Raw genomic sequence first — 22266 nt, 5'->3', positions numbered from 1 at the left:
AAACCGCCGGTTCTTTTCCGAATGGTGGAGCGTGTTTGCTTTTCCCCCTCAAGGAGTAACTGATGCATAGTTCTGGTGTTATCGACCAGTTCTTGAATACCTACTTTGCGCCGTTTGCCAATTTCTTGTCGGCGGTCGTTTTTTACGCCCCCACCATTGCCGGGGTCGAGGTCCCCATCATCGTGTTGTGGTTGATCGCGGCTGCCCTCTTCCTCACGGTGTGGCTTCGATTCCAGCCCATTACGGGGCTCGCGCATTCGATCGGTGTCATTCGCGGCAAATATACCCGCAAGACTGACCCGGGTGAGGTGAGTTCCTTTCAGGCTCTCGCGACGGAGCTTTCGGGCACCGTTGGTCTTGGCAATATCGCCGGTGTTGCCGTCGCCATTTCGATCGGTGGGCCCGGTGCCGCGCTGTGGATCGTACTCTTCGGCTTCCTCGCGATGAGCGTAAAGATGGCCGAGGCGACTCTCGGTTCGAAGTACCGCGAGATTGACGATGACGGCCACACGCATGGCGGCCCCATGTATTACCTCAGGCACGGTCTTGCTGACGTCGGCTTCAAGAAGTTCGGCATCGTCCTCTCGTTCCTCTACGCGGCATTCACGCTCATCGGCGTGTTTGGTGCGGGTAACCTCTTCCAGTCGAATCAGGGCGCGGCGATCCTTAGCGATCAGCTCGGCATTGCCTTCCTTCAGGACAACCGCTGGGTCATCGGTGCGATTATGGCGGCGCTTGCGGCGCTCGTGATCGTCGGCGGTATTCAGTCGATCGGTACGTGGACGGCGCGCATCACGCCTCTCATGGCAATCGTGTACTTCCTGTGCGTGCTCGCGATCATCATCATGAATATTCAGGCGGTGCCCGAGGCGGTCGCCAAGATCTTCTCGACGGCTGTAACCGGCGAGGGCGTGACCGGTGGCGCGATCGGCGTGGCCATCGTTGGTATCCAGCGCGCGCTCTTCTCGAACGCTGCGGGTGTGGGCTCGGCCGGCATGGCGCACTCGGCCTCGAAGACCAAGGAGCCCGCGACGGAAGGCTTCACCGCGATGTGGGAGCCGCTCGTGGACTCTGTTATCGTCTGCACGCTCACGGCGATCGCCATTACCGTGACGGGTGTGTATGAGGACGGTAGCGGCGACGGCATCGTCATGACGGCGAATGCATTTGGGACGGTCGCAAGCTGGTTCCCGTATATTTTGACCGTGTCGGTGGCGCTCTTCGCGTTCTCGACGATCCTGAGCTACTACTACTACGGCAACCTTGCCGCCGAGTTCCTCTTCGGGCGGTCGGCCTTCGTGAAGCGCGGCTTCCAGATCGTATGGATTCTCGCGGTTATTCTCGGCTCGGCCGTGTCGATGGACGCTGTCATCAACTTCTCGGATGCCGTATTCTTCCTCATGACGATTCCGAACCTTCTCGGCATCTACTTCCTCGCAAAGATTGTGCGTTACGAGATTCTCCGCCACAAGGTGAAGCTTGAAACGGGCGCGATCGCAGTCGTTGATCCGGCACTCGCTGTCGGCATGGGTGACCACGAGCCCACGGAGCAGCAGGTCGCTGAAGCTCGCGCGCTCGAGGAGGAGGAAAACGCCAAGTATGAGGCGCTCAAGCAGCGCCTCGCGGACGATCCCGGTTGGCCGCATCGCGAAGGCTGATTGGTCGTTCTAACAACAGGCAGTTCATACTCTGAGACCCTCGTCCAATATTTGGGCGAGGGTCTTGGGTTTCTGCCTATGCTGTGGCCATGCCTCACCTTCGTTCACGCACGTCAACCCACGGCCGCAATATGGCCGGCGCACGCGCCCTGTGGCGCGCGACCGGCATGGGCTCGAATGATTTCGGCAAGCCGATCATCGCGATCGCGAACTCCTACACACAGTTCGTTCCTGGCCATGTGCACCTCAAAAACGTTGGCGACATGGTCGCCGAATCGATTCGCGAGGCCGGGGGAGTGGCGAAGGAGTTCAATACCATCGCGGTCGACGACGGCATTGCGATGGGGCACCAGGGGATGCTCTACTCTCTCCCGAGCCGAGACGTTATCGCCGACAGCATCGAGTACATGGTCAACGCCCACTGCGCCGATGCGCTCGTGTGCATCTCGAACTGTGACAAGATCACGCCCGGCATGCTCATGGCGGCCATGCGGCTCAACATTCCCGTCGTCTTCGTCTCGGGTGGTCCTATGGAAGCCGGCAAACCCGTCGAAGGCGTAATCGACCACAGCATCGATCTCGTCGATGCAATCAGCTACGCCGTCGATGAGTCCGTCAGCGATGACCAGCTCGCCCAGATCGAAAACAATGCATGTCCCACGTGTGGCTCGTGCTCGGGAATGTTCACGGCAAACTCGATGAACTGCCTCACCGAGGCCCTGGGGCTTTCGCTTCCGGGAAATGGCACGACGCTCGCGACGCACGCGTTCCGCCGCGACCTCTTCGTGGAGGCGGGAAAGCGAATCGTCGAGCTGTGCCGCCGCTACTACGACGATGACGACGAGAGCGTGCTGCCCCGCTCGATCGCTACGAAAGCGGCGTTTGAAAACGCCATGAGTCTCGATGTCGCGATGGGCGGCTCGACCAACACCGTGCTGCACATCCTTGCGGCAGCGATCGAGGGTGAGGTTGATTTTAGCCTCGAGGACATCGACCGGATTTCGCGGAACGTGCCCTGCCTCTCCAAGGTCGCCCCGAACGGAATTGCTCACGTCGAAGACGTGCACCGTGCCGGCGGGATTCCCGCGATCCTCGGCGAGCTTGATCGCGCGGGCCTGCTCGATCACTCGGTGCACGCGATTCACGCTCGTTCCCTCGCCGAATGGCTCGCCACGTGGGATATCCGCGGGGGAGAAGCCGGGCAAGAGGCCTTCACTCTCTTTAGCGCGGCACCGGGCGGAAAACGCACGACGGTGCCGTTCAGCCAGGACATGCGCTGGGAGGAGCTCGATCTCGACCAGGAATCGGGCGTAATTCGCGCCGTGCCGTTCGCCCACACGAAAGACGGCGGTCTGTGCGTGCTTCGTGGCAATCTCGCAAGTGATGGCGCCGTCATCAAGAGCGCGGGCATCGACGAGGAACTCTTCCATTTCGAGGGGCGCGCCTTTGTTGTCGAGTCCCAAGAGGAAGCGGTGCAACGCATCCTCGATAAGTCCGTTGCGGAAGGCGACGTTGTCGTGATCCAGTTCGAGGGACCACAGGGTGGCCCGGGCATGCAAGAGATGCTCTACCCCACCTCCTACCTCAAGGGACGCGGGCTCGGTAAGGCGTGCGCGCTCATCACCGACGGTCGGTTCTCGGGCGGCACCTCGGGCCTTTCAATCGGGCATATTTCGCCCGAAGCCGCCGAGGGTGGTGCGATCGGTCTCGTGGAGACGGGTGACCGAATCGTCATCGACGTCCCGAAGCGAGAGCTGACGCTCGATGTTCCGCAGGCAGAACTTGACCGTCGCCGCGAATCGCGCGGGCCTCTTCCGTGGCGACCGAAGAATCGACGCCGCGAGGTGAGTCAGGCACTGAAGGTGTATGCCCATCACGTGCGCTCGGCAACATTTGGCGCGACGCGTAGGCCTCTCCCGTAAGCGGCGGGCGCCGTGGGGCCGACGGTTCGCAGGAGCCGTCGGATCTCAAGATGTGAACCGTTTCGTTTCAAGATTCGTATCCGGGTAGTTTTACAGGCATGCAGAGCATTCTCCTTATCGTTACCGGGCGCGGCTAACGCCCCCGCACGATAAGCCGCGCCCCTCGATTTCCCGCAAGGGACGAGGGGCTTTTTTGTCAGTGAATAGTTGGAGGCGTTATGGCTGAAGCAGTCACGGGAGCGCAATCGCTCATCATGTCGCTCGAAGCGGCGGGGGCGGAAGTCGTGTTTGGCCTGCCCGGGGGAGCGATCCTCCCGACCTACGATCCGCTTCTCGATGCGAAGGGGCTTCGGCACATTCTCGTGCGTCACGAGCAGGGCGCGGGCCACGCGGCGAGCGGGTACGCCCATGCAACCGGCAAGGTGGGCGTGTGTATCGCAACCTCGGGGCCCGGCGCGACGAACCTCATCACCGCGATTGCCGATGCCCAGATGGACTCGATCCCCATGGTGGTGATCACCGGTCAGGTCGGTTCGAGTTTTATTGGCACGGACGCGTTCCAAGAGGCCGACATCGTGGGCATGACGATGCCCGTGACAAAGCACAACATCCTCGTCAAGAACGCGGACGACATTCCGCTCGCGATCAAACAGGCCTTCCACATCGCCTCGACGGGCAGGCCCGGAGTCGTTCTCGTAGACGTGACGAAGGATGCGCAGCAGGCAGAAACCGTTTTCGAATGGCCCGAAGAGCTCAATCTTCCCGGCTATCGCGTCCCGGGGCGCCCCAACGGCAAGCAGATTCGCGAAGCGGTCGAGTTGCTCGTGAACGCGAAGCGCCCCGTGTTCCTCCTGGGCGGTGGTGTGCTTCGTTCGCGCGCGAACGAGGAGGTGCGTGCGCTCGTCGAAGTGGCGAACGCCCCGTTCGTGACGACTCTCATGGCGCGCGGCGCCCTTCCCGACTCGCACCCGCAGCACCTGGGAATGCCCGGGATGCACGGAGACGTCGCCGCGGTCGCATCCCTCCAACGCAGTGACCTGATTATCGCGATCGGGGCGCGCTTCGATGACCGCGTGACGGGAAGGCTCGACTCGTTCGCGCCCGCAGCAAAGGTTGTGCACGCCGATATCGACCCCGCCGAGATTTCAAAAAACCGAGTCGCCGACGTGCCGATCGTGGGCGATGCGGCGGATGTCGCTCGCGCCCTTCTAGCGGCCCTCGCCGATCGCCTTGCAGACGGCGACGAACGCGACTACGAAGCCTGGTGGCAGCTCATGAACGGGCTGCGCGAGAACTACCCGCTCGGGTGGACCGCGACTGCCGACGGCTACACGGCGCCGCAGCACGTGATTTCGCGGATCAGCGCCATCAGTGGCCCCGAATCGATCTTCGTTGCCGGTGTGGGCCAGCACCAGATGTGGTCGAGTCAATTCATCGACTTCGAGGAGCCGTATTCGTGGATCAACTCCGGCGGCCTCGGCACGATGGGCTACTCGCTGCCCGCGGCGATGGGCGCGAAAGTGGGCCAGCCCGGCAAGGTCGTGTGGTCGATCGACGGCGACGGTTGCTTCCAAATGACGAATCAGGAGCTCGCGACCTGCGTGCTCAACGACATTCCGATCAAGGTCGCGATCATCAACAATTCGTCGCTAGGCATGGTGCGTCAGTGGCAGAACCTTTTCTACGATCAGCGTTTTTCCAATACCGATCTCAATACCGGGCACGGCACGCGCCGCGTTCCCGACTTCGTGAAGCTCGCCGAGGCCTACGGTGCCGTGGGGCTGCGGTGCGAGCGCGACGAGGACATCGACCGGGTGATCGGCGAGGCGATGGCGATCAATGATCGCCCCGTCGTGGTCGATTTTCAGGTGAGTGCTGACGCGATGGTGTGGCCCATGGTGCCCGCTGGCGTGAGCAATGACGAGATTCAAATCGCGCAGGGTATGACGCCCGAATGGGAGAGGGAGATCTGAGCATGGACTTTTCGCGCGACCCAGAGAAGAACCATACGCTGTCGGTTCTGGTTGAGAATAAGCCCGGCGTTCTCACGCGCATCTCGGCGCTTTTTGCGAGGCGTGGCTACAACATCGCGTCGCTCGCGGTGGGACCCACCGAGCACGAGGGCATCTCTCGCATCACCGTCGTGGTCGAGGTCGATCAGATGCCGCTTGAGCAGATCACGAAGCAGCTCAATAAGCTCGTGAACGTCCTGAAAATCGTCCAGCTCGAGCCGCGGCAGTCGGTCGAGCGTGAGCTTGTGCTCGTCAAGGTTAAGGCCAACAACCAGACCCGCACGTCGGTTCTCGAAATAGTGCAGATGTTTCGAGCGAAGGTCGTCGATGCGGCCTCCGATTCCGTCACGATCGAGGCGACGGGATCGGCCGATAAGCTTGCCGCGCTGCTGTCCATGCTCGAGCAGTTCGGGGTCAAGGAGATCGTTAAATCGGGGGCGGTCGCGATCGGGCGCGGCTCGCGTTCGATTACGGATCGCGCGCTGCTCGGGTAGGCAGCGTGGGGTCCGACGGGTGCACACCCACCGGCGTTTCTCAATATGAGACACGTATCCAGTAAGTAAGACGAGGGGCGGTTAGACTGCCCACAACCGAATCACACATGAGAACCGAAGGAGTTCACCGTGGCGGAAATGTTTTATGACGACAACGCTGATCTTGCACTCATCCAGTCCAAGAAGGTCGGCATCGTAGGATTCGGCTCGCAGGGCCACGCTCACGCCCTCAACCTTCGCGACTCGGGCGCCGAGGTACGCATCGGCCTCAAGGAAGGGTCGAAATCGCGAGCGAAAGCCGAAGAGCAAGGCTTCGGCGTGGACACCGTCGCCGAGGTCGCGAAGTGGGCCGACGTCATCATGATCCTCGCTCCTGACCAGTACCAGGCCGAGATCTACGAGAACGAGATCAAGGACAACCTCGAGGCGGGTAACGCGCTCTTCTTCGCGCACGGCTTCAACATCCGCTTCGACTACATCGAAGCGCCCAAGGGCGTCGACGTCGCGCTCGTCGCGCCGAAGGGCCCGGGCCATACGGTGCGCCGCGAGTTCGTCGCCGGGCGCGGTGTTCCCTGCATCATCGCAGTGGAAAACGACGAGTCGGGCGAGGCCTGGCCGCTCGCCCTGTCATACGCGAAGGCGATTGGTGGCCTGCGCGCGGGCGCGATCAAAACCACCTTCACGGAAGAAACCGAAACCGACCTCTTTGGTGAGCAGGCTGTGCTGTGCGGAGGCATGAGCCACCTCGTGCAGGCGGGCTTCGAGACACTGACCGAGGCGGGCTACCAGCCCGAGATCGCCTACTTCGAGGTGCTTCACGAGCTCAAGCTCATCGTGGACCTCATGATCGAAGGTGGCATCGCGAAGCAGCGCTGGTCGATCTCGGATACCGCCGAATTCGGCGACTACGTCTCGGGTCCGCGAGTCGTGGACGAACACGTCAAGGCCTCCATGAAGGCCGTTTTGGACGACATTCAAAACGGCAGCTTCGCGAAGCGCTTCGTCGATGATCAAAAGGCAGGTGCGCCCGAGTTCACGAAGCTGCGCGCGAGCGAGCAGGAGCACCCGATCGAGAAGGTCGGCAAGGAGCTTCGCACGATGTTTGCCTGGAGCGCCGAGCAGCTCGATGCCGACTACACAGAGGGCACCGCACAACGCTGATTCGCCGCCCCGTGCACCACCCTCGCGCCACCGAAGGAGAAACCATGAGCACACTTGACCTCGCTGTCATCCCCGGAGACGGGATTGGGCAGGAAGTTGTACCCGAGGGCCTCAAGGTTCTTCGGGCGGCCCTGGAAAGCACGGGGCGTAACCTCGTCACGACCGACTACAACCTCGGCGCGAGCCGCTGGCACGACACCGGCGAAACGCTGACGGATGAAGACCTGGACGCGCTTAAGCGCCACGACGCCCTGCTACTGGGTGCCGTCGGACACCCGAGCGTGCCCTCGGGCGTTCTCGAGCGCGGACTCTTGCTCAAGCTCCGGTTTGCGTTCGAGCACTACGTGAACCTCCGCCCTACGACTCTCTTCCCGCACGTGGATTCCCCACTTGCGAACCCTGGCACGGTCGACTTCGTCGTCGTGCGCGAGGGAACCGAGGGGGCGTACGTTGGCGCCGGCGGGGTGCTTCGCGAGGGGAGCGCTGACGAGGTTGCGACCGAGGTGTCAATCAATACTGCCCACGGCGTTGAGCGCGTCGTGCGCTATGCCTTCGAGCTTGCCGCAAAGCGCCGCGGGAAGCTCACCCTCGTGCACAAGCACAACGTGCTCGTGCACGCCGGGCGTCTTTGGAAACGCATCGTCGAGAACGTGGCCGGCGAGTATCCCGATGTCGAGGTTGATTACTCGCACATCGATGCGATGATGATCTACCTCGTTCAGGATCCTTCGCGTTTCGACGTGATCGTGACGGACAACCTCTTTGGCGACATCATTACCGATCTTGCGGGTGCGATCTCTGGCGGCATCGGGCTTTCGGCTTCCGGCAACCTGAACCCCACGGGTGAGTTTCCGTCGATGTTTGAGCCCGTGCACGGAAGCGCCCCCGACATCGCGGGCAAGGGCATTGCGAATCCCACCGCGACGATCCTCTCCGTTGCGCTCCTTCTCGAGTCAATCGGTGAGGACGCGGCCGCGCAGCGCGTGCGCGAGGCCGTGACCGAGGATCTCGCGGAGAACCCGGGCTCCGCGCGTACGTGCGCGCAGATCGGGGACGCAATCGCGCAGGCTGTTCGGGAAAAGGCGCATGCAGCCTCGTAAACTGGGGAAATCAACGATTAAAGGTGAGAGGAATAGAAGCCCATGGGTGAATACCGCGCAAGCTCGGCTCCGCGTCGAATCTCGAACGAGGAGCGTGAGCGCATCCTCAAGGATCCCGGCTTCGGCGACAACTTCACCGATTACATGGCCCATCAGCGGTGGACCGAAGCCGAAGGCTGGAGCGAGGGTGAGATTCTTCCGTACGGCCCCCTCTCACTCCAACCTGCCGCTGCGGTTTTCCACTACGCTCAGGAAATTTTCGAGGGACTCAAGGCCTTCCGGCACGCCGACGAAAGCGTGTGGACCTTCCGCCCCGAGAAGAACGCCGCGCGTATCCAGAACTCGGCGAGGCGCCTCGCGCTACCCGAGATTTCGACCGAGGACTTCCTCGCCTCGCTGCGAGGCGTCGTGAGCGCCGATGAGCCGTGGGTTCCCACGGGTGGCGAGTCGAGTCTCTACCTTCGCCCGTTCATGTTCGCCTCGGAAAGCTTCCTCGGTGTGCGTGCGGCGCACATGGTCGACTACTACGTGATCGCTTCGCCTGCCGGTAACTACTTCCCGCGCGGCGTGCAGCCCCTCGTCGTCTGGGTCTCGCCGCTCGCCGCCCGCGCGGGCCGTGGCGGTACGGGCTTTGCCAAGTGCGGCGGCAACTACGCGAGCTCGCTCCAGGGCAAGTATGAGGCGGCCAAGGCGGGCGCCGATGAGGTCATGTTCCTTGACTCGGAGACACACTCGAACATCGATGAGCTCTCGGGCATGAATATTTTCGTCGTCTACGCCGATGGTCGCATCGTGACGCCCACGCTCACCGGGTCGATCCTTCCGGGCGTGACGCGCGAATCGATCCTTACGCTCGCCGCCGATCGTGGCCTTAGCCCGAGCGAAGAGTCCGTCAACTACGAGGCGCTCACCGCCGATATCGCTGCGGGCCGCGTGACGGAAATGTTCGCGTGCGGTACAGCAGCCGTGATCAACCCGATCGGCGAGCTGCGTGATGAAAAGGCCACGTGGACAATCGGCAACGGTGGCAGCGGCGAGGTCACGATGGCCCTTCGAGAAGAGCTGACGGGCATCCAGTACGGCCGCGTTGAGGACCGCCACGGCTGGCTCACGCGCCTCGTGTAACGCCGCACTACCCGATCCGTTTCTTTCTTCAGCACCTCGGAGGTCACGGCAGTGTTCCACCTGTACGACACGACCCTGCGCGACGGCTCCCAGCAAGAAGGGCTCACGCTTAGCGTCGAGGACAAACTGCAGGTCGCAAGGCTCCTCGATGAGCTCGGCGTGACCTATATCGAGGGTGGCTGGCCAGGTGCAGTTCCGAAGGACACAGAATTTTTCGCGCGTGCGAAAAAGGAGCTCTCTTTGACAAACGCCCGGCTCGCGGCCTTCGGGGCGACCCGCAAGAAGGGGTGTGCCGCGAGCGAGGATCCGCAGCTGCGGGCGCTCGTGGATTCAGGAGCGCCGACGGTCACTCTCGTGGCAAAGTCTGATCTTCGGCACGTCGAATCGGCGCTGCGCACGAGCGCCGAGGAGAACCTCGCGATGGTGCGCGAGAGCATTGAGTTTCTCCGTGGTCACGGCCGCGAGGTGTTCATCGACGCCGAGCATTTTTTCGACGGCTACGCTCACGATGCCGACTACGCGGTGCGCGTCGTAGCCGAGGCCTTGCGCGCCGGGGCGGCGATCGTCATTTTGTGCGATACGAATGGTGGAATGCTTCCGCATCAGGTGAGTGCGATCATCACGGATGTGCGTGCACGGCTCGAAAAAGCAGGGCTCGAGAGCGACCGTCTCGGTGCCCACATGCATAACGATTCCGGCTGCGCGATCGCGAACACGATCGCCGCCGTAGAAGCGGGCGCGGTGCATGTTCAGGGCTGCGTGAACGGCTATGGCGAGCGGACGGGCAACGCCGATCTCATTCCGGTTCTCGCCAATCTTCAGCTCAAGCTCGGGCGAAAGCTCGTGAGCCCCGAACAGCTTGGCGATGCGACACGGATCGCCCACGCAATCGCGGAGATCGCGAATATTCCCGCGTACGCACGCGCGCCGTACGTGGGAGCGAGCGCATTCGCGCATAAGGCTGGCCTGCACGCGAGCGCGATCCGCGTGGATCCAGATCTGTACCAGCACATGGATCCAACGGTCGTGGGCAATGACATGCGCATGATCATCTCGGACATGGCGGGCAAGGCGTCGATCGAACTCAAGGGGCGCGAGCTCGGCTACGACCTCTCCGGTGAGGACGCCACACTCGCCCTGCTCGCCCAGACAGTCAAGGGGCGCGAAGCCGAGGGATACAGCTACGAGGCGGCCGACGCCTCCTTCGAGATGCTCGTGCTCCACGTTCTCGGGGACCTTCCCACCTACGTTGAGGTGGAGTCGTGGCGCACCTCCTCCCACCAGCTCCGCGACGGATCGCTCGAATCGGAAGCAACCGTGCGCCTCAGCACGGCTCCCGGTCACCGAAGCGTGACGATCGCCGAAGGCAACGGCCCCGTGAATGCCCTCGACAAGGCCCTTCGTGAGGCGCTCGTGGACACCTATCCCGAGATTGCCTCGTTCGCACTCGTCGACTTCAAGGTGCGTATCCTCGACTCCCAGCAGGGCACCGACGCGACGACTCGCGTGCTCGTGACGAGCCAGGCTCCCTTTGGCCGCTTCACGACGGTTGGCGTGGGCCCGAACATTATCGAGGCCTCGTGGGAGGCACTTTTCGACGCCTATTGGTATGGCCTCCACAAGCTCCGCGTGGCCCCAGCGCGCGAAAGCGGAAGATCGCTCTAGAGCATCGCTTCGAGGTCTTTCAGCTTGTGGATCCTGAATGGATAGCAGTGCCAGCGGTAGGCGGGACCACATCTCAAGCCCGCAGTGAGAAGGGCGGAAGGGGAGCCGGGAGGCCCGTGGTGGTGGGGCGTGAAGAAGGGTGGAAGCCATGTGCTCTCTCTAGGGGGAGGGGGAACCGTTCTGTGCTTATGGCATTTCCACCCCTACTCGCGGGCAGCAAGCCAGCTTCTCGGAGCATCGCTACGTGCGTCGTAACGGTGCGGGGAGTGCAGCCCACTTCTTCCGAGATCTCGCGGCGGGGTGGTATACGTCCGGTATCGCTATAGCTACTGGAGACGTCGAGGTGGATGCGACCGCGCGTCTCGTTGCCCTGTACCCAGTGCGACAGATGTGTCGCAAAAGTGCACTTTTGGGCCCATTGGGAACCGTAAAAGTCCCGCGAGTAACTGTCATGCTGGGGTGCCCCAGTTCAGTACGCAGCTCGCGCGGGGGCGCGCGGCGCCCTCAACGGTGGAGGCCTCTCCATCGGGGGCACGGGCACGTCGGTCCCCACGCCCTCCACCTCCTCCTCGGGCAGCGTCGGGCAGAGCATTGTCGACGCCGCTCGCACCCAGATCGGCACCTCCTACTCCTGGAGCTCGAGCAGCCCGGGGGTGGGCTTCGACTGCTCGGGGCTGACCCAGTACGCCTACAAGCAGGCCGGCATCGATCTGCCGCGCACCTCCGGTCAGCAGGTCAACGCCGGCACCTCGATCTCGAAGTCCGCGGCCCAGTCCGGCGATCTGGTGGTCTGGCCCGGTCACATCGGCGTCTACGCCGGCGGTGACAAGGTCGTCGACGCGGGCCGCTCCGCGGGCGCCGTCACCGAGCGCACGATCTGGGGATCCCCCACCTTCATCAGCTTCCGCTGAGCACCAGCGACACCGACGGGGCGCGGACCGCCTCCCGGTGGTCCGCGCCCCCTCTGTGTCGGGTTGCCGCTCCGGGGGGAAGGGGTGGGCAGCTCGGTGGGGTTAGGCGTGGAGGCTGCCTGCGGCCTCGCGTTCATGCACGGACGGGCTCTCCAACTGGATGGTGGCGTGCTCGATCGCCACCGGGAAGTGTGTTCTGACGCAGAGGTGGACGTCTTCGAGGATCCGCAGCGCGTGGGCGGATTCGAAGCACTCCTCGCTGACCACGACGTGGGCCGAGATGACGGGCAGGTTACTGCCAATCGCGGAGGCATGCAGGTCGTGAACGTCCTGGACGTGATCCAGGGCGAGGATGTGCTCGCGAACTTGATCGAGATCGACCCCCTGGGGGGTGTACTCCATGAGGATGTGCACCGTCGCGCGCAGGATGCGGAACGCTCGGGGCACGATCAGCGCAGCGATGAACAGCCCTGCCAGAGCGTCGGCCTGCTGGAACCCGGTGAACTGGATGACCAGCGCGGCCGTGATGACGCCGAGCGATCCGAGGGCATCGTTGAGGACCTCGAGGAACGCGGCGCGCATGTTCAGGCTGGAGTTCTTCCCCCCGGCCAGGACGAGGATCGCAGCGATGTTCGCGATCAGCCCGATCACCCCGAAGGCGAGCAGCTCCCCGGAAGGGACCTCGGGGGGCTCGGTCAGCCGCGAGATGCCCTCGATTGCTGTATAGGCTCCCACCACGATCAAGAGGGTGGCCTGGGCCAGGGCGGCCAACACTTCGATGCGGGCGAATCCCCAGGTGCGTTGGCTGCTGGCCGGGCGCAGCATCATGGTCGCCGCGATCAGGGCCACCAGCAGCCCCGAGGCATCGACCAGCACGTGTGCCGTGTCGGTGAGCAGAGCAAGGCTTCCGGTGACGACACTGCCGAGGGCTTGCGCGAGCATGATGACAGACGTAATGCCAAACGCGATCGCCAGGCGAACCCGGGCCGTGTCCGGTGAAGCATGGTGGTGGGAGTGCTCTCCCTCGCTCGCCATCACAGCTCCCCTTCCTCAAGCTCAGCGTGGTCACAGTGGGCTTTGAGGGAGAGCGACGCCCCGGAAGCGGCCAGCAGCGTCTCCGCGGTCTCCAGCAGGTCCGTGAGCCGGGCCGGATCAGCCAGGGCGAACCACGAGGCCCGTCCCTCAGTGCGCACGGTGACCAGACCACAGTCACGCAGGCACGCCAGGTGCTTACTCACGGTGGACTGCGCCAGGTGCATGTGCTCTACGAGGCCACGGACCCGGTGCTCACCGGTCGAGAGGTGCTGAAGGAGGGCCAATCGAGTGGGCTCGGACAGGGCATGGAACAGCGCAGCATGGCCGTCCGCGACCTCGAACGGAGCGTTGTCCACCACCGGAATCATCGTCATGTGCCGATTGTATCGTCATAAAGCGATATTGCAAGGGGTGTGGTCCTTGGCGGCAGCGCGAGCTGGGGCGCGCCCCGGTGCGGAGCCAAGGGCCAGCTCGGGGCGACTCGGAACTAGACTCGATGCGCCCCGCGGGCACGATCATCGTGGTCGTGCGAGGGCACTAGGGAAGGGGAGTTGCGACAGTGGACACAACGACGAGTAGACGTGCGGTGCTTCTTCCGCTTGCCGCACCGGGGCTGCTGCCGGTGGCCTCCGCGCACGACACCCTGTGCTGTCTCCTGTCCGACGCTGCCGTACCTACCTCCGGTCAGGCTAGCCAGGAACCAACCCTCCGAAGATCTCAGCAACCTCGTCGAGTCCGAACCGGGCCAACCCGTTGCACACCCCCGACACGCCCTCAGGGCTGGTTGGCTCGCTGTCGCTACGTCAGAGCCCGAAGGCTCCGCCGCTGACGAGGATCACGATGCCGAGGCCGATGAGAACGATGGGAAAGAGGATGTCCTCCCAGCGTTCGAGCACTTCCGCGATCGGGGGGCGGGTGGCGACGAACTTTGCCAAGGCCACCAGGACCGCAACGAGCGCGAGGAAGACGATGCAGTAGGCGACTACTGCGAGAGGTTCCACGCTAAGGAATACAGGGGTGTAGACACCGATGTTGTCGCCGCCATTGGCAAAAGTGACGCCTGCGACTGTCCAAACGCCGACCTTCTTGCCGGCAACCTTGGCCTCGTCGTCATCGTCGTCATCGTCTCCGCGCCAAGCCTGCCATGCGGCCCAGAGGCCGAGGCCCAGCGGGATGAGACCAAAATATGGAATGACTGCCGGAGGCAGAAATGCTCCGGCACCGATGGTCACAAGGATCGCGGCACCGAGGATGCCGGCAAATCCGAGGTACTGGCCGGCCAAAATACGGGCGGTGGTGCCGCTCTGGCGTGCCCCTCGCGCGAAGAAGAGGGCGAGCACGATGATGTCGTCGATGTTGGTAGCTGCGAACAGGCCTATCGCCTGCAAGACCGTGGTGAGATTCATGCGCCCTCCCCAGCTACGTTGCATTCGGGAAGCGAGCAGGCGGGGTCGATGCACGGGGCGTCTTCGTCCACTGCCAGGGTGGCATCGACCAGTGCCGTCAGCGCCTGCGCCAGGTGCGAATCGGCGATCTCGTATCGTGTCCGGCGACCCTCGGGCTCGGAGACGACGATCCCGCAATCGCGCAGGCATGCCAGGTGGTTGGACACGTTCGGTTGTGTCAGGTCCAGATCTCGGGATAGTTCCGCCGGGTAAGCGGGATGGTCGAGCAGGGTCAAGATGATCCGGGATCGAGTGGGGTCGGCCAGTGCACGACCCAGGCGGTTCATCACGTCCAGACGCGAAGCAATAGTCAACATACACTGAACTATACAGTGCGCACTGAACAGTTCGTGACCGGTGGCCTGGTGTTCTCGGTCTCTTGCTCCCAAGAAGCTACAGCTCCGTGGCACAGCAGGGTTGTCCTACTGGGGTACCCCATTGCAACAGCATCTCGTTGAGCGCGAACCAACACCCCTCGACCTCTATAGTTGGGTCATGCCAACAGGACCAAAACACTGGAAGCACACAGAGGTCGGAGACGGGACCGACGACACCTGGGCCGAAGAATGCCGATGCATGATCGGTGAAGACCACTATGTTGGCGCCGACTCTCCGATGAGCGAGATGCTCAGCGAAGTCGACGCTGAGGACATCTATCTCTCCAGCGGGATGGACCCCGACTACGACTTCCGCTGAACATCCCCTCGAGTCCAACCTCTGCTCACCGAGCGCCGCGTCAGTCCAGGCCCCCAAAGACGGTGGCTTCGTCGTGTTGTCCCTCATGGGTGGCGACCTGCGCTGGTGACGTTAGGTGGGAGGTCTGGCAAATGACCTTTTCTTGGGCCCTCCTGGCGAGATTCGGATGGAGGCGCAGGAGCGGGGAGCCGGCAGGGCATCGTGGAATACCGGAGCCGCGCGAGGATATGCCGCGAAAGGCCTTTGGCCTGACCCCCCTTGGGTAGGGCGCCGGGCCGCGGGAGAAGGGTGAGGAAAAGAGGGAAAGCCGTGTGCCCTCCCAGGGGGGAGGGGGAACCGTTCTATGCTTACGGCCTGACCCCCCTAGAGAAGATGCCGCACCTCGCGGAGATAGCGCTTCGCGGTGGACTCAGACAGTCCAAATTCCTGCATGACTTCCCGTCGCGTGGGCTGGGTGCCCGACTCGACAATCTGCCTGCTGAGAAACGCCAACACCTCGGCCTTCGAAGCCCTCGCCTGCTGCGCTCGGCGTTTGTTGGCGGCTTCGAGGGGTTTGCGGGCGTTGGTGTGGTACTCGGTTTGGGTGGGGTCGGTCCAGCGTTGTGCGGATTTTTTGCCGCCGCGTGAGCCGAAGGTGCGTAGTGCGCTGCGTTCGGTGGGGGTGACGTGTTGGGTGGAGCTGAGGCCTGTTCCGGCCTCTTTGACGGTCTTGTTGGTGGTGGCGTAGGCGCGGACGCGGCGGGCCATGGTGAGGCGGTCGCGCATGGGGGCATTTCGTCGGGGCGGCCTAGGGTGTCTTGGGCGTGGGCGATGCGGCAGGCGTGTTCGTAGGCGTCGATGATGAGGGTGTCTTTGAGGCGTTGGCCGCGTTTGTGGGCGCGGTGTGCGGTTTTGAGTGCGTGGCGGAAGGCTGTTTCGTCGCGTTGTGGGGTGCCTGCTGCGTCGTAGAGGACACGCACGCCTTGAATATAGGACGGGTCGTGGCGCTCGAGTTCTTCGACGCTGAGGCTGTCGAGCTCGTCGGAGAGGGCGCGCATGCGCTGAGCGCGTACACGGTTGGCTTTGGCTTGAAGGATCAGATCTGTCACGGTTTTCGCGGGTGTGGGGGTTTGTCGGGGGCTGTGGTGAGTGCGGCGAGTTGTTCGAGCATCGCTTCGAAGGACCGCCTTGCGTTCTCGGCCGAGCCGGCTTCGAGCCTTTCGCGGCGCGCGCCGTCGCCAAGGATGCTGAGGAGCCTTTCGAGTGCCTCGACCTGGGCCATCCCGTTGCCGGCAACGATAAAGACGGCGAGGCGCACCTGGAGCGCTCCGGCGTCGGAATCTCCCATTGCACCGAACGCGAGGGGCTCAGCGAGCCTTACCACCACGAGAGCATCCTTAAGGGTGTGGGTCTCGTCAGCGTGGGGTATCGCGACGGGCGGTTCGAGCGGGAGGCCGGTGGGGTAGAGCTGCTCGCGCGCGAGTAAGGCCTCGACCCACGACGACGTCACGCATGCGTCGGCCTCGAGGTGTCTCGCCACGAACCGGGTGAGCGAGGCGAAGCTCGTGCCCGCGTCTTTCGGGACGTCGAGCACGTATGCACGTGGCGGCGTCACCGCCAGGGCGCCTTCACGATGTCTCCGACGTACTCGAGGGTGAGTGCGAGCTCGCCCTCCTCGTCGGTCTGTTCGAGGTCCACGATCGCCTGCATCACGAAGTCGTGATCGCCTTCGGGATCGACGATGGTCTGCGTGACGAGCCAACGCTTCGACTCTTGCTCGAGGCGGAGGTATTGGTGTGCGCGGGCGCGATCCTCGATCACGACGTGATCGTGTGCGTCGTAGAAGTCGTCCATGGCTTCGCCCCAGCGATCCGCGTCCCACCCACTCGCGCCATCGAGTTCACCGAGTTGCTCCTCGCGCTCGAACGCGAAGTCTTCCACTCGTCGCCACATCGCGGCGCGCACCATTTGCGTGAGCACCTTGGTCTGCGCGCTCAGACTGCGTGGTGAATCGGGGCGTACTTCGCTCGCGGCATCCGTATCGTTGTCGGGGTTGGTGAGTGCCTCCCACTCGTCAAGAAGCGAGGAGTCAACACCCCGGACGAGAACACCGAGCCATTCGATGACGTCCTCGAGCCCTTCGGTTCGAAGCTCGACTGGGAGTGTGCGCCGGAGGGCTTGATAGGCGTCGGAAAGGTAGCGAAGCACGATGCCCTCGGAGCGCATGAGCTTGTAGCGCGAGACGAACTCGCTGAACGTCGCGCCCGTCTCGTAGAACTCGCGCACGATTTTCTTGGGGGAGAGGTCGTGCACGTTGATCCACGGCCTGTTTTTCGCGTAGATCTCGAGGGCTGCGGTGAGTTCTTCTTCGAGCGGCTTTGGCCAGGTCACTTCGTCGAGCCGGGCCATGCGCTCGGTGTAGTCGACGCCGTCAGCCTTGAGCTCGGCGAGCAACGCACTCTTCGCCGCATTTTGCTGCGCGAGCAGAATCTGGAACGGGTCTTCCAGGATCGCCTCGATGATCGAAACCGAGTCCATCGTGAGAGTCGGGGAGTCCTCGTCGAGGATATCGAGGGCTGCGATCGCGAATGCCGCGAGCGGCTGGTTCATCTGGAAGTCCCACTGGAGGTCGTCCACGAGTGTGACGGTGCGACCGAGGTGATCGGGCTCGTCGCGTACCGTGATGATCTCCGCTTCCTTGAGGCCGCGGAATAGCTCGAGAGCACGGCGCTTGAGCGCGAATTTTTGGGCGCGGCTCTGGTGGCTTTCGTCGATGAGGTGCTGAGCCGCCTTGAGAGCGCTTCCGGGGCGAGAGATCAGCGCGAGGAGGATCGAACTCGTCATCGCCATGTGCGGCTTCAGTTCCGACGGTTGCTCTTCACTCAGCTTCCTGAGGTTGTCCTCGGTCCAGTTCACCCGGCCCTCGGGGATGCGCATTTTCGGCTCGCGCTGCTTCTTTTTCTTCGCATTATTGGGGGTAGCGCCGCGTTCGGCACGCTTCGCGAAACGTTCTTTTTCTTTTTCGAACTCGACGGTCCACTCGGGAGCCTGGACGACGACGTGGCCCACGGTGTCGTAGCCCGCGCGTCCCGCCCGGCCAGCGATTTGGAGGAACTCGCGTGTATTGAGAAGACGCTGACGGCGGCCATCGAACTTCGCGAGCCCCGTCATCAGAACCGTGCGGATCGGAACGTTAATCCCCACCCCGAGGGTGTCGGTGCCCGCGATGACCTTGAGCAGCCCCGACTGGGCGAGTCGCTCAACGAGGCGGCGATACTTCGGGAGCATGCCGGCGTGGTGAACGCCGATACCCTCGCGCACGAGCTTCGAGAGGATCGAGCCAAAGCCGCGCGAGAAGCGGAAATCACCGATGAGCTCGCGGATCTTGTCTTTTTCCTCGCGCGTAAGAATCTTCGTGCCGAGCAGGTGCTGTGCCTGTTCGAGTGCGTCTTTCTGGGTGAAATGGACGATGTAGACGGGCGCGTCGCGGTTGTCGAGGATCTCTGTGATCGTCTCGGGAAGGTCGGTCGTCGCCCAACGGAAATCGAGGGGAACGGGGCGTTCGGCCCCCGCGATCGTACTCACGCTCCTGCCTGTGCGCGTCTCGAGGTCCTTTTCGAAGAAGGTCACGTCACCGAGGGTCGCGCTCATGAGCACGAACTGCGTGCGCGGGAGCTCGATCAGAGGCACCTGCCAGGCCCAGCCGCGCTGCGAATCGTCGTAGAAGTGGAACTCATCCATGACGACGAGGCCGATATCGCTCGTCTCACCGTCGCGAAGCGCATGATTCGCGAGAATCTCAGCCGTGCACACGATGATCGGGGCCTCGTGGTTCACGGACGAATCGCCCGTCATCATGCCGACGTTCTCAGCCCCAAACATCGAGACGATCTCGAAGAACTTCTCGCTCACGAGCGCCTTAATCGGGGCGGTGTAGTACGCGGTTTCTCCGCGCGCCATCGCGGCGTAGAGCGCCGCGTAAGCAATCGTTGTCTTTCCCGAGCCGGTGGGCGTCGCGGCAATCACGTGGTCGCCAGCGGCGATCGCGAGGAGCGCCTCCTCTTGATGGGAGTAGAGGGTGCGGCCAACCTCGGCTTGCGCCGCGATGAAACCCTCGACGATCGCATCCTCGCTCGAGGACGTGGGGAGAAAGTCGTGAAGAAGTGGCATGCCCCCATTGTGGCAGCCCCGCCCGGGCCGCTGCCTATTCGGCGGCGAGATCGACGTGAGGGATCTCGAGTTCCGCGACGACCGGGAGGTGATCCGACGCGTGCGTGCGGAGGGTCTTCGCCGAGATCGGCCGAATGTCACGACTCGCGAGAATGTAGTCGATACGTCGTAACGGAATGGGAATCACGGGGTTTGTGCGGCCGAGGAAGCGCTTGGCGAGCGGGAAGCGATGCTTCGCGGCCCACACGTCTGTGAGCCCCTTCGTGAAGACGGAATAATCGCGCGCATGCGAGGGCGCGGAATTGAGATCTCCCACGAGGACTGCGGGCTCCTCGCCCGCGAATGCGACCTCGCGCGCGGCTCGGAACTGCGCGCGTCTGGTCCGCCCCGGGCCGAGTGCGAGATGCGTGACGGCGAACGAGAAGGGGGTTCCATCGGCATCGATGCGTGTGCGTAGCACCGCACGGCGTTCGATCAGTCGGTTTTCGGGAAGACGTGCGAGGTGCGAGTCGACAATCGGGTACGAGGACAGCACCGCGATCCCGTACTGCCTGCGCGTGCTAAGCCCCACCCGCTCCGCGGAACGGCGCGACGGCTCAAGATCGATCGTGGGGGCGAACTGGGCGTGCATGTGGAGGCGGTCTGCGAGCCACGCTGCCTGATCCACGAAGTCTGAGCGCGTCCCGAAGAATCGGTCGACCTCCTGCAGGCCGATCACATCGGCCTCGAGCGACTCGAGGGCGTAAGCGGTCGCGTCGAGATCGAGAACGTTGCGGGAATTAGCGCCGTGATGAATGTTGAACGTGGCGACGCGGACGCGCGCAGTGCGTGGGGACGTGGACGGGGAAGCAGGCATACATCTATTGTGCCGCGAAACGTCGAAGAATAATGGTGTTTGGGAGACTTAGCTCGCGCAGGGGCGAGAAGACTTAGCAAATAGAGGCACGAGAGGTTCCACGGCGGCGAGGATCCGCGTGCGCAGCGCATCCGAACGATCGGCGAGAAGCCGCTGGCGCCGCACGTACTCGCGCTTACCCTCCTCAGTCTCGATGGGCACGATCCCGTATCCGTATCCTCGGCAGTCGTACGGGGAGGCCTCCATATCGAGAATCCTCAAATCCAGGGCGTGCTCGAAGCAGTCAAGTGCGATATCGCTCGGCAGCAGCGGCGCGAGCTTCATCGACCACTTGTACAGGTCCATACCCACGTGAAGGCACGCCGGGTCATCCCTCATGGGCTGACTCTCGCGAGTGGGGCGCGAGGCATTGAGCGGAGCCGCCTGCGGCGTAAAGAAACGAAACGCGTCGATATGCGAGCACACGAGACGGTTCTCTTCAACCACGCGGTTTGTTTCCTCGGCGCTCAGTCGCAAGGGAAGCGATTCATGCCGCTTCTCGCCCGGCCCGAGGCGGTACACCATCGCCCATTCGTGAAGACCAAAACACGAAAAATTCCCGGGCTTTTCGGCAAAACTCGAGTTGGACAGCAATCGGTGAATCCAGTAGGCGGCATCGCCTCGCTCGCGTGCAAATCGCTCGAGGTCCGCCGCGCGCACCGCACCCGAAGCGCCGCCCGATTGGAGCTGCATGTCGCTATACCAGCGCCGGCAGCCGTCGGAATCGACATCCCCAACTCCGCTGTGTGCCTGATCCGCCGAGGCTTCGTAACCCACCTGCCAGCCCGGATGCCAGCGCCGAAGCTGCCCCGGGCTGAAGGGGTAGTACGTGTGCAGAAAATCCTCGATCGGGTGCTTCTCGCCGCGTGCCTTTCGCTCTCGGTGCGGGGCGCTCAAACGATCCGCGCGTGCCTCGTGCTCCTCGCGTGCATGCATCGCTTCTTCCGCCGACATCACGGCGACGAAGCGACCGGGGGCAGCAGGCGAGATCGATGACGAAGACGAACGCGATGAAGAAAACACTCATTGAGTTTACGTGCCGATACGTGTGGGGCGGGCTGCGCACGGGCTGCGGATGTGAAGAAAGAGTGAGGGGTGGCCAAGGGCATAGAGGCATAGCCCGTGCAAGCCAAAGCGCGCTACTAGACTGAGGGCATGCGCATTGCACGATTCACCACTGGCTCGAACCCGATGTTCGGCATCGTCCAGGAAAAGGACGGCGTGGACATGGTGTACGGAATCTCGGGAGACCCGCTGTACACCCAGATTCAACCTAACGGCACGATCCTCCCGCTCGAGGACGTCCGCCTCCTCGCCCCTGTGATCCCGAGGTCGAAGGTCGTTGGCGTTGGCAAGAACTACGCGGAGCACGCGCGTGAGATGGGCGGCGAAGCTCCCGAACGACCGCTGCTGTTCCTCAAGCCGAACACGTCGGTGATCGGCCCTAACGATCCGATCGTTTACCCCGCTGATGCCGCGGAGCTCAGCTTTGAGGCCGAGCTCGCGGTCGTTATCAAAACCCTCGCGAAAAACATCCCGGCCGATCGCGCCTCGGACGTCATCCTGGGCTACACGTGCGCGAATGATCTCACGGTGCGCGATGCCCAGCGCGAAGAGTCCCAGTGGTTCCGCGCGAAAGCCTTCGACACCTCGTGCCCGCTCGGGCCGTGGATCGAAACGGACCTTGATACCGCGAACGCGCGCATCCGCTCGCGCGTGAACGGCGAGGTCAAACAGGACGGCACGAGCGCCGACATGCTGCGCCGCATCCCCGAGATCATCGAGGAGATCACGCGCTCGACGACCCTTCTTCCCGGCGACGTCATCCTCACCGGCACGCCCGCGGGCGTCGGGCTCGTGAACGTCGGTGACACCGTCGACATCGACATCGACGGAATTGGCACCCTCACGAACCGCATAGTGTCGCCCGAAGATCTCGAGGCCTAAGACCACATCCGGGGATCTCACCCCGCCAACCTCTCGAAGGAGAACACCCAC

General features: G+C 63.3%; 20 protein-coding genes. 11 read left to right on the top strand and 9 right to left on the bottom strand.

Translation table 11 applies throughout. The features are described 5' to 3' along the window. Positions 1-62 precede the first annotated feature (62 nt). From HMPREF1484_RS09280 to HMPREF1484_RS12000, 9 genes are all read left to right on the top strand, one after another. On the top strand, positions 63-1658 hold the full coding sequence (locus tag HMPREF1484_RS09280) for a sodium:alanine symporter family protein (protein WP_016664780.1): 1596 nt from the start codon (positions 63-65) through the stop codon (positions 1656-1658). A gap of 89 nt (positions 1659-1747) precedes the next feature. Further along, on the top strand, positions 1748-3580 hold the full coding sequence (gene ilvD, locus HMPREF1484_RS09275; RefSeq protein WP_040386572.1) for a dihydroxy-acid dehydratase: 1833 nt from the start codon (positions 1748-1750) through the stop codon (positions 3578-3580). 218 nt (positions 3581-3798) lie between these two features. Then, entirely contained in the window at positions 3799-5553 is a 1755-nt protein-coding gene (locus HMPREF1484_RS09270) for an acetolactate synthase large subunit (RefSeq protein ID WP_016664778.1), read from the top strand. Between the two features lie 2 nt (positions 5554-5555). Further along, positions 5556-6086: an acetolactate synthase small subunit gene (ilvN, locus tag HMPREF1484_RS09265; RefSeq protein WP_016664777.1), complete on the top strand. Its 531-nt coding sequence runs from the start codon at positions 5556-5558 to the stop codon at positions 6084-6086. Positions 6087-6215: 129 nt separating this feature from the next. Then, the gene (gene ilvC / locus HMPREF1484_RS09260) at positions 6216-7247 is read left to right on the top strand and encodes a ketol-acid reductoisomerase (RefSeq protein ID WP_016664776.1); all 1032 of its coding nucleotides are present in this window, start codon (positions 6216-6218) and stop codon (positions 7245-7247) included. A 44-nt stretch (positions 7248-7291) separates the two neighbouring features. Continuing rightward, positions 7292-8347 (top strand): 3-isopropylmalate dehydrogenase, encoded by a 1056-nt coding sequence (locus HMPREF1484_RS09255; RefSeq protein ID WP_016664775.1) that lies wholly within the window; start codon positions 7292-7294, stop codon positions 8345-8347. A gap of 42 nt (positions 8348-8389) precedes the next feature. Beyond that, positions 8390-9472, top strand: coding sequence for a branched-chain amino acid aminotransferase (locus tag HMPREF1484_RS09250; RefSeq protein WP_016664774.1), 1083 nt, complete (start codon positions 8390-8392; stop codon positions 9470-9472). 51 nt (positions 9473-9523) lie between these two features. Beyond that, complete coding sequence (gene cimA, locus HMPREF1484_RS09245; protein WP_016664773.1) at positions 9524-11137, top strand: citramalate synthase; 1614 nt, start codon at positions 9524-9526, stop codon at positions 11135-11137. Between the two features lie 446 nt (positions 11138-11583). Continuing rightward, positions 11584-12048 carry a C40 family peptidase gene (locus tag HMPREF1484_RS12000; RefSeq protein WP_275438549.1) on the top strand — a complete coding sequence of 155 codons (465 nt, stop codon included), beginning with the start codon at positions 11584-11586 and terminating at the stop codon, positions 12046-12048. Between the two features lie 102 nt (positions 12049-12150). On the opposite strand, the gene HMPREF1484_RS09235 is transcribed toward HMPREF1484_RS12000, so the two are convergent. The 4 genes from HMPREF1484_RS09235 to HMPREF1484_RS09220 form a co-directional block, all read right to left on the bottom strand. Beyond that, a complete protein-coding gene (locus HMPREF1484_RS09235) occupies positions 12151-13083 on the bottom strand; it encodes a cation diffusion facilitator family transporter (protein ID WP_016664771.1) in 933 nt (310 codons plus the stop codon). Then, a complete protein-coding gene (locus tag HMPREF1484_RS09230; protein WP_016664770.1) occupies positions 13083-13457 on the bottom strand; it encodes a helix-turn-helix transcriptional regulator in 375 nt (124 codons plus the stop codon). The genes HMPREF1484_RS09235 and HMPREF1484_RS09230 overlap by 1 nt, the downstream gene beginning before the upstream one ends. Before the next feature lie 429 nt (positions 13458-13886). Beyond that, entirely contained in the window at positions 13887-14489 is a 603-nt protein-coding gene (locus HMPREF1484_RS09225) for a cadmium resistance transporter (RefSeq protein WP_016664769.1), read from the bottom strand. Next, the gene (locus tag HMPREF1484_RS09220) at positions 14486-14845 is read right to left on the bottom strand and encodes a helix-turn-helix transcriptional regulator (protein ID WP_040386570.1); all 360 of its coding nucleotides are present in this window, start codon (positions 14843-14845) and stop codon (positions 14486-14488) included. Before HMPREF1484_RS09220 ends, HMPREF1484_RS09225 begins: the two co-directional genes overlap by 4 nt. Before the next feature lie 178 nt (positions 14846-15023). Here HMPREF1484_RS09220 and HMPREF1484_RS11580 point away from each other — a divergent pair, with 178 nt between their 5' ends. Further along, complete coding sequence (locus HMPREF1484_RS11580; protein WP_016664767.1) at positions 15024-15224, top strand: hypothetical protein; 201 nt, start codon at positions 15024-15026, stop codon at positions 15222-15224. Between the two features lie 363 nt (positions 15225-15587). On the opposite strand, the gene HMPREF1484_RS11015 is transcribed toward HMPREF1484_RS11580, so the two are convergent. The 5 genes from HMPREF1484_RS11015 to HMPREF1484_RS09195 form a co-directional block, all read right to left on the bottom strand. Next, the gene (locus tag HMPREF1484_RS11015) at positions 15588-15989 is read right to left on the bottom strand and encodes a hypothetical protein (protein ID WP_016664766.1); all 402 of its coding nucleotides are present in this window, start codon (positions 15987-15989) and stop codon (positions 15588-15590) included. A 319-nt stretch (positions 15990-16308) separates the two neighbouring features. After that, positions 16309-16818: a PTS sugar transporter subunit IIA gene (locus tag HMPREF1484_RS09210; RefSeq protein WP_016664765.1), complete on the bottom strand. Its 510-nt coding sequence runs from the start codon at positions 16816-16818 to the stop codon at positions 16309-16311. Then, positions 16815-19373, bottom strand: a complete 2559-nt coding sequence (locus HMPREF1484_RS09205) for an RNA helicase (RefSeq protein ID WP_016664764.1) — start codon at positions 19371-19373, stop codon at positions 16815-16817. The genes HMPREF1484_RS09210 and HMPREF1484_RS09205 overlap by 4 nt, the downstream gene beginning before the upstream one ends. 34 nt (positions 19374-19407) lie before the next feature. Further along, positions 19408-20229, bottom strand: coding sequence for an endonuclease/exonuclease/phosphatase family protein (locus HMPREF1484_RS09200; protein WP_016664763.1), 822 nt, complete (start codon positions 20227-20229; stop codon positions 19408-19410). Positions 20230-20277: 48 nt separating this feature from the next. After that, positions 20278-21204, bottom strand: a complete 927-nt coding sequence (locus HMPREF1484_RS09195) for a hypothetical protein (protein ID WP_016664762.1) — start codon at positions 21202-21204, stop codon at positions 20278-20280. Between the two features lie 219 nt (positions 21205-21423). Between HMPREF1484_RS09195 and HMPREF1484_RS09190 the strand changes: the two genes are divergently transcribed. After that, positions 21424-22215 carry a fumarylacetoacetate hydrolase family protein gene (locus tag HMPREF1484_RS09190; RefSeq protein ID WP_016664761.1) on the top strand — a complete coding sequence of 264 codons (792 nt, stop codon included), beginning with the start codon at positions 21424-21426 and terminating at the stop codon, positions 22213-22215. Positions 22216-22266: the final 51 nt, after the last annotated feature.

Origin of the sequence: Dermabacter sp. HFH0086 (assembly GCF_000413375.1) — a bacterium.
Taxonomy (GTDB): Bacteria; Actinomycetota; Actinomycetes; order Actinomycetales; family Dermabacteraceae; genus Dermabacter; species Dermabacter hominis.
This window is presented reverse-complemented; position numbering and strand designations above follow the sequence as displayed.

Coding starts and splice junctions, on each gene's coding strand:
- HMPREF1484_RS09280 (WP_016664780.1), top strand. CDS start 63: ATGCATAGTTCTGGTGTTATCGACCAGTTCTTGAATACCTACTTTGCG.
- ilvD (WP_040386572.1), top strand. CDS start 1,748: ATGCCTCACCTTCGTTCACGCACGTCAACCCACGGCCGCAATATGGCC.
- HMPREF1484_RS09270 (WP_016664778.1), top strand. CDS start 3,799: ATGGCTGAAGCAGTCACGGGAGCGCAATCGCTCATCATGTCGCTCGAA.
- ilvN (WP_016664777.1), top strand. CDS start 5,556: ATGGACTTTTCGCGCGACCCAGAGAAGAACCATACGCTGTCGGTTCTG.
- HMPREF1484_RS09255 (WP_016664775.1), top strand. CDS start 7,292: ATGAGCACACTTGACCTCGCTGTCATCCCCGGAGACGGGATTGGGCAG.
- HMPREF1484_RS09250 (WP_016664774.1), top strand. CDS start 8,390: ATGGGTGAATACCGCGCAAGCTCGGCTCCGCGTCGAATCTCGAACGAG.
- HMPREF1484_RS09235 (WP_016664771.1), bottom strand. CDS start 13,083: ATGGCGAGCGAGGGAGAGCACTCCCACCACCATGCTTCACCGGACACG.
- HMPREF1484_RS09230 (WP_016664770.1), bottom strand. CDS start 13,457: ATGACGATGATTCCGGTGGTGGACAACGCTCCGTTCGAGGTCGCGGAC.
- HMPREF1484_RS09225 (WP_016664769.1), bottom strand. CDS start 14,489: ATGAATCTCACCACGGTCTTGCAGGCGATAGGCCTGTTCGCAGCTACC.
- HMPREF1484_RS09220 (WP_040386570.1), bottom strand. CDS start 14,845: ATGTTGACTATTGCTTCGCGTCTGGACGTGATGAACCGCCTGGGTCGT.
- HMPREF1484_RS11580 (WP_016664767.1), top strand. CDS start 15,024: ATGCCAACAGGACCAAAACACTGGAAGCACACAGAGGTCGGAGACGGG.
- HMPREF1484_RS11015 (WP_016664766.1), bottom strand. CDS start 15,989: ATGCGCGACCGCCTCACCATGGCCCGCCGCGTCCGCGCCTACGCCACC.
- HMPREF1484_RS09205 (WP_016664764.1), bottom strand. CDS start 19,373: ATGCCACTTCTTCACGACTTTCTCCCCACGTCCTCGAGCGAGGATGCG.
- HMPREF1484_RS09200 (WP_016664763.1), bottom strand. CDS start 20,229: ATGCCTGCTTCCCCGTCCACGTCCCCACGCACTGCGCGCGTCCGCGTC.
- HMPREF1484_RS09195 (WP_016664762.1), bottom strand. CDS start 21,204: ATGCATGCACGCGAGGAGCACGAGGCACGCGCGGATCGTTTGAGCGCC.
- HMPREF1484_RS09190 (WP_016664761.1), top strand. CDS start 21,424: ATGCGCATTGCACGATTCACCACTGGCTCGAACCCGATGTTCGGCATC.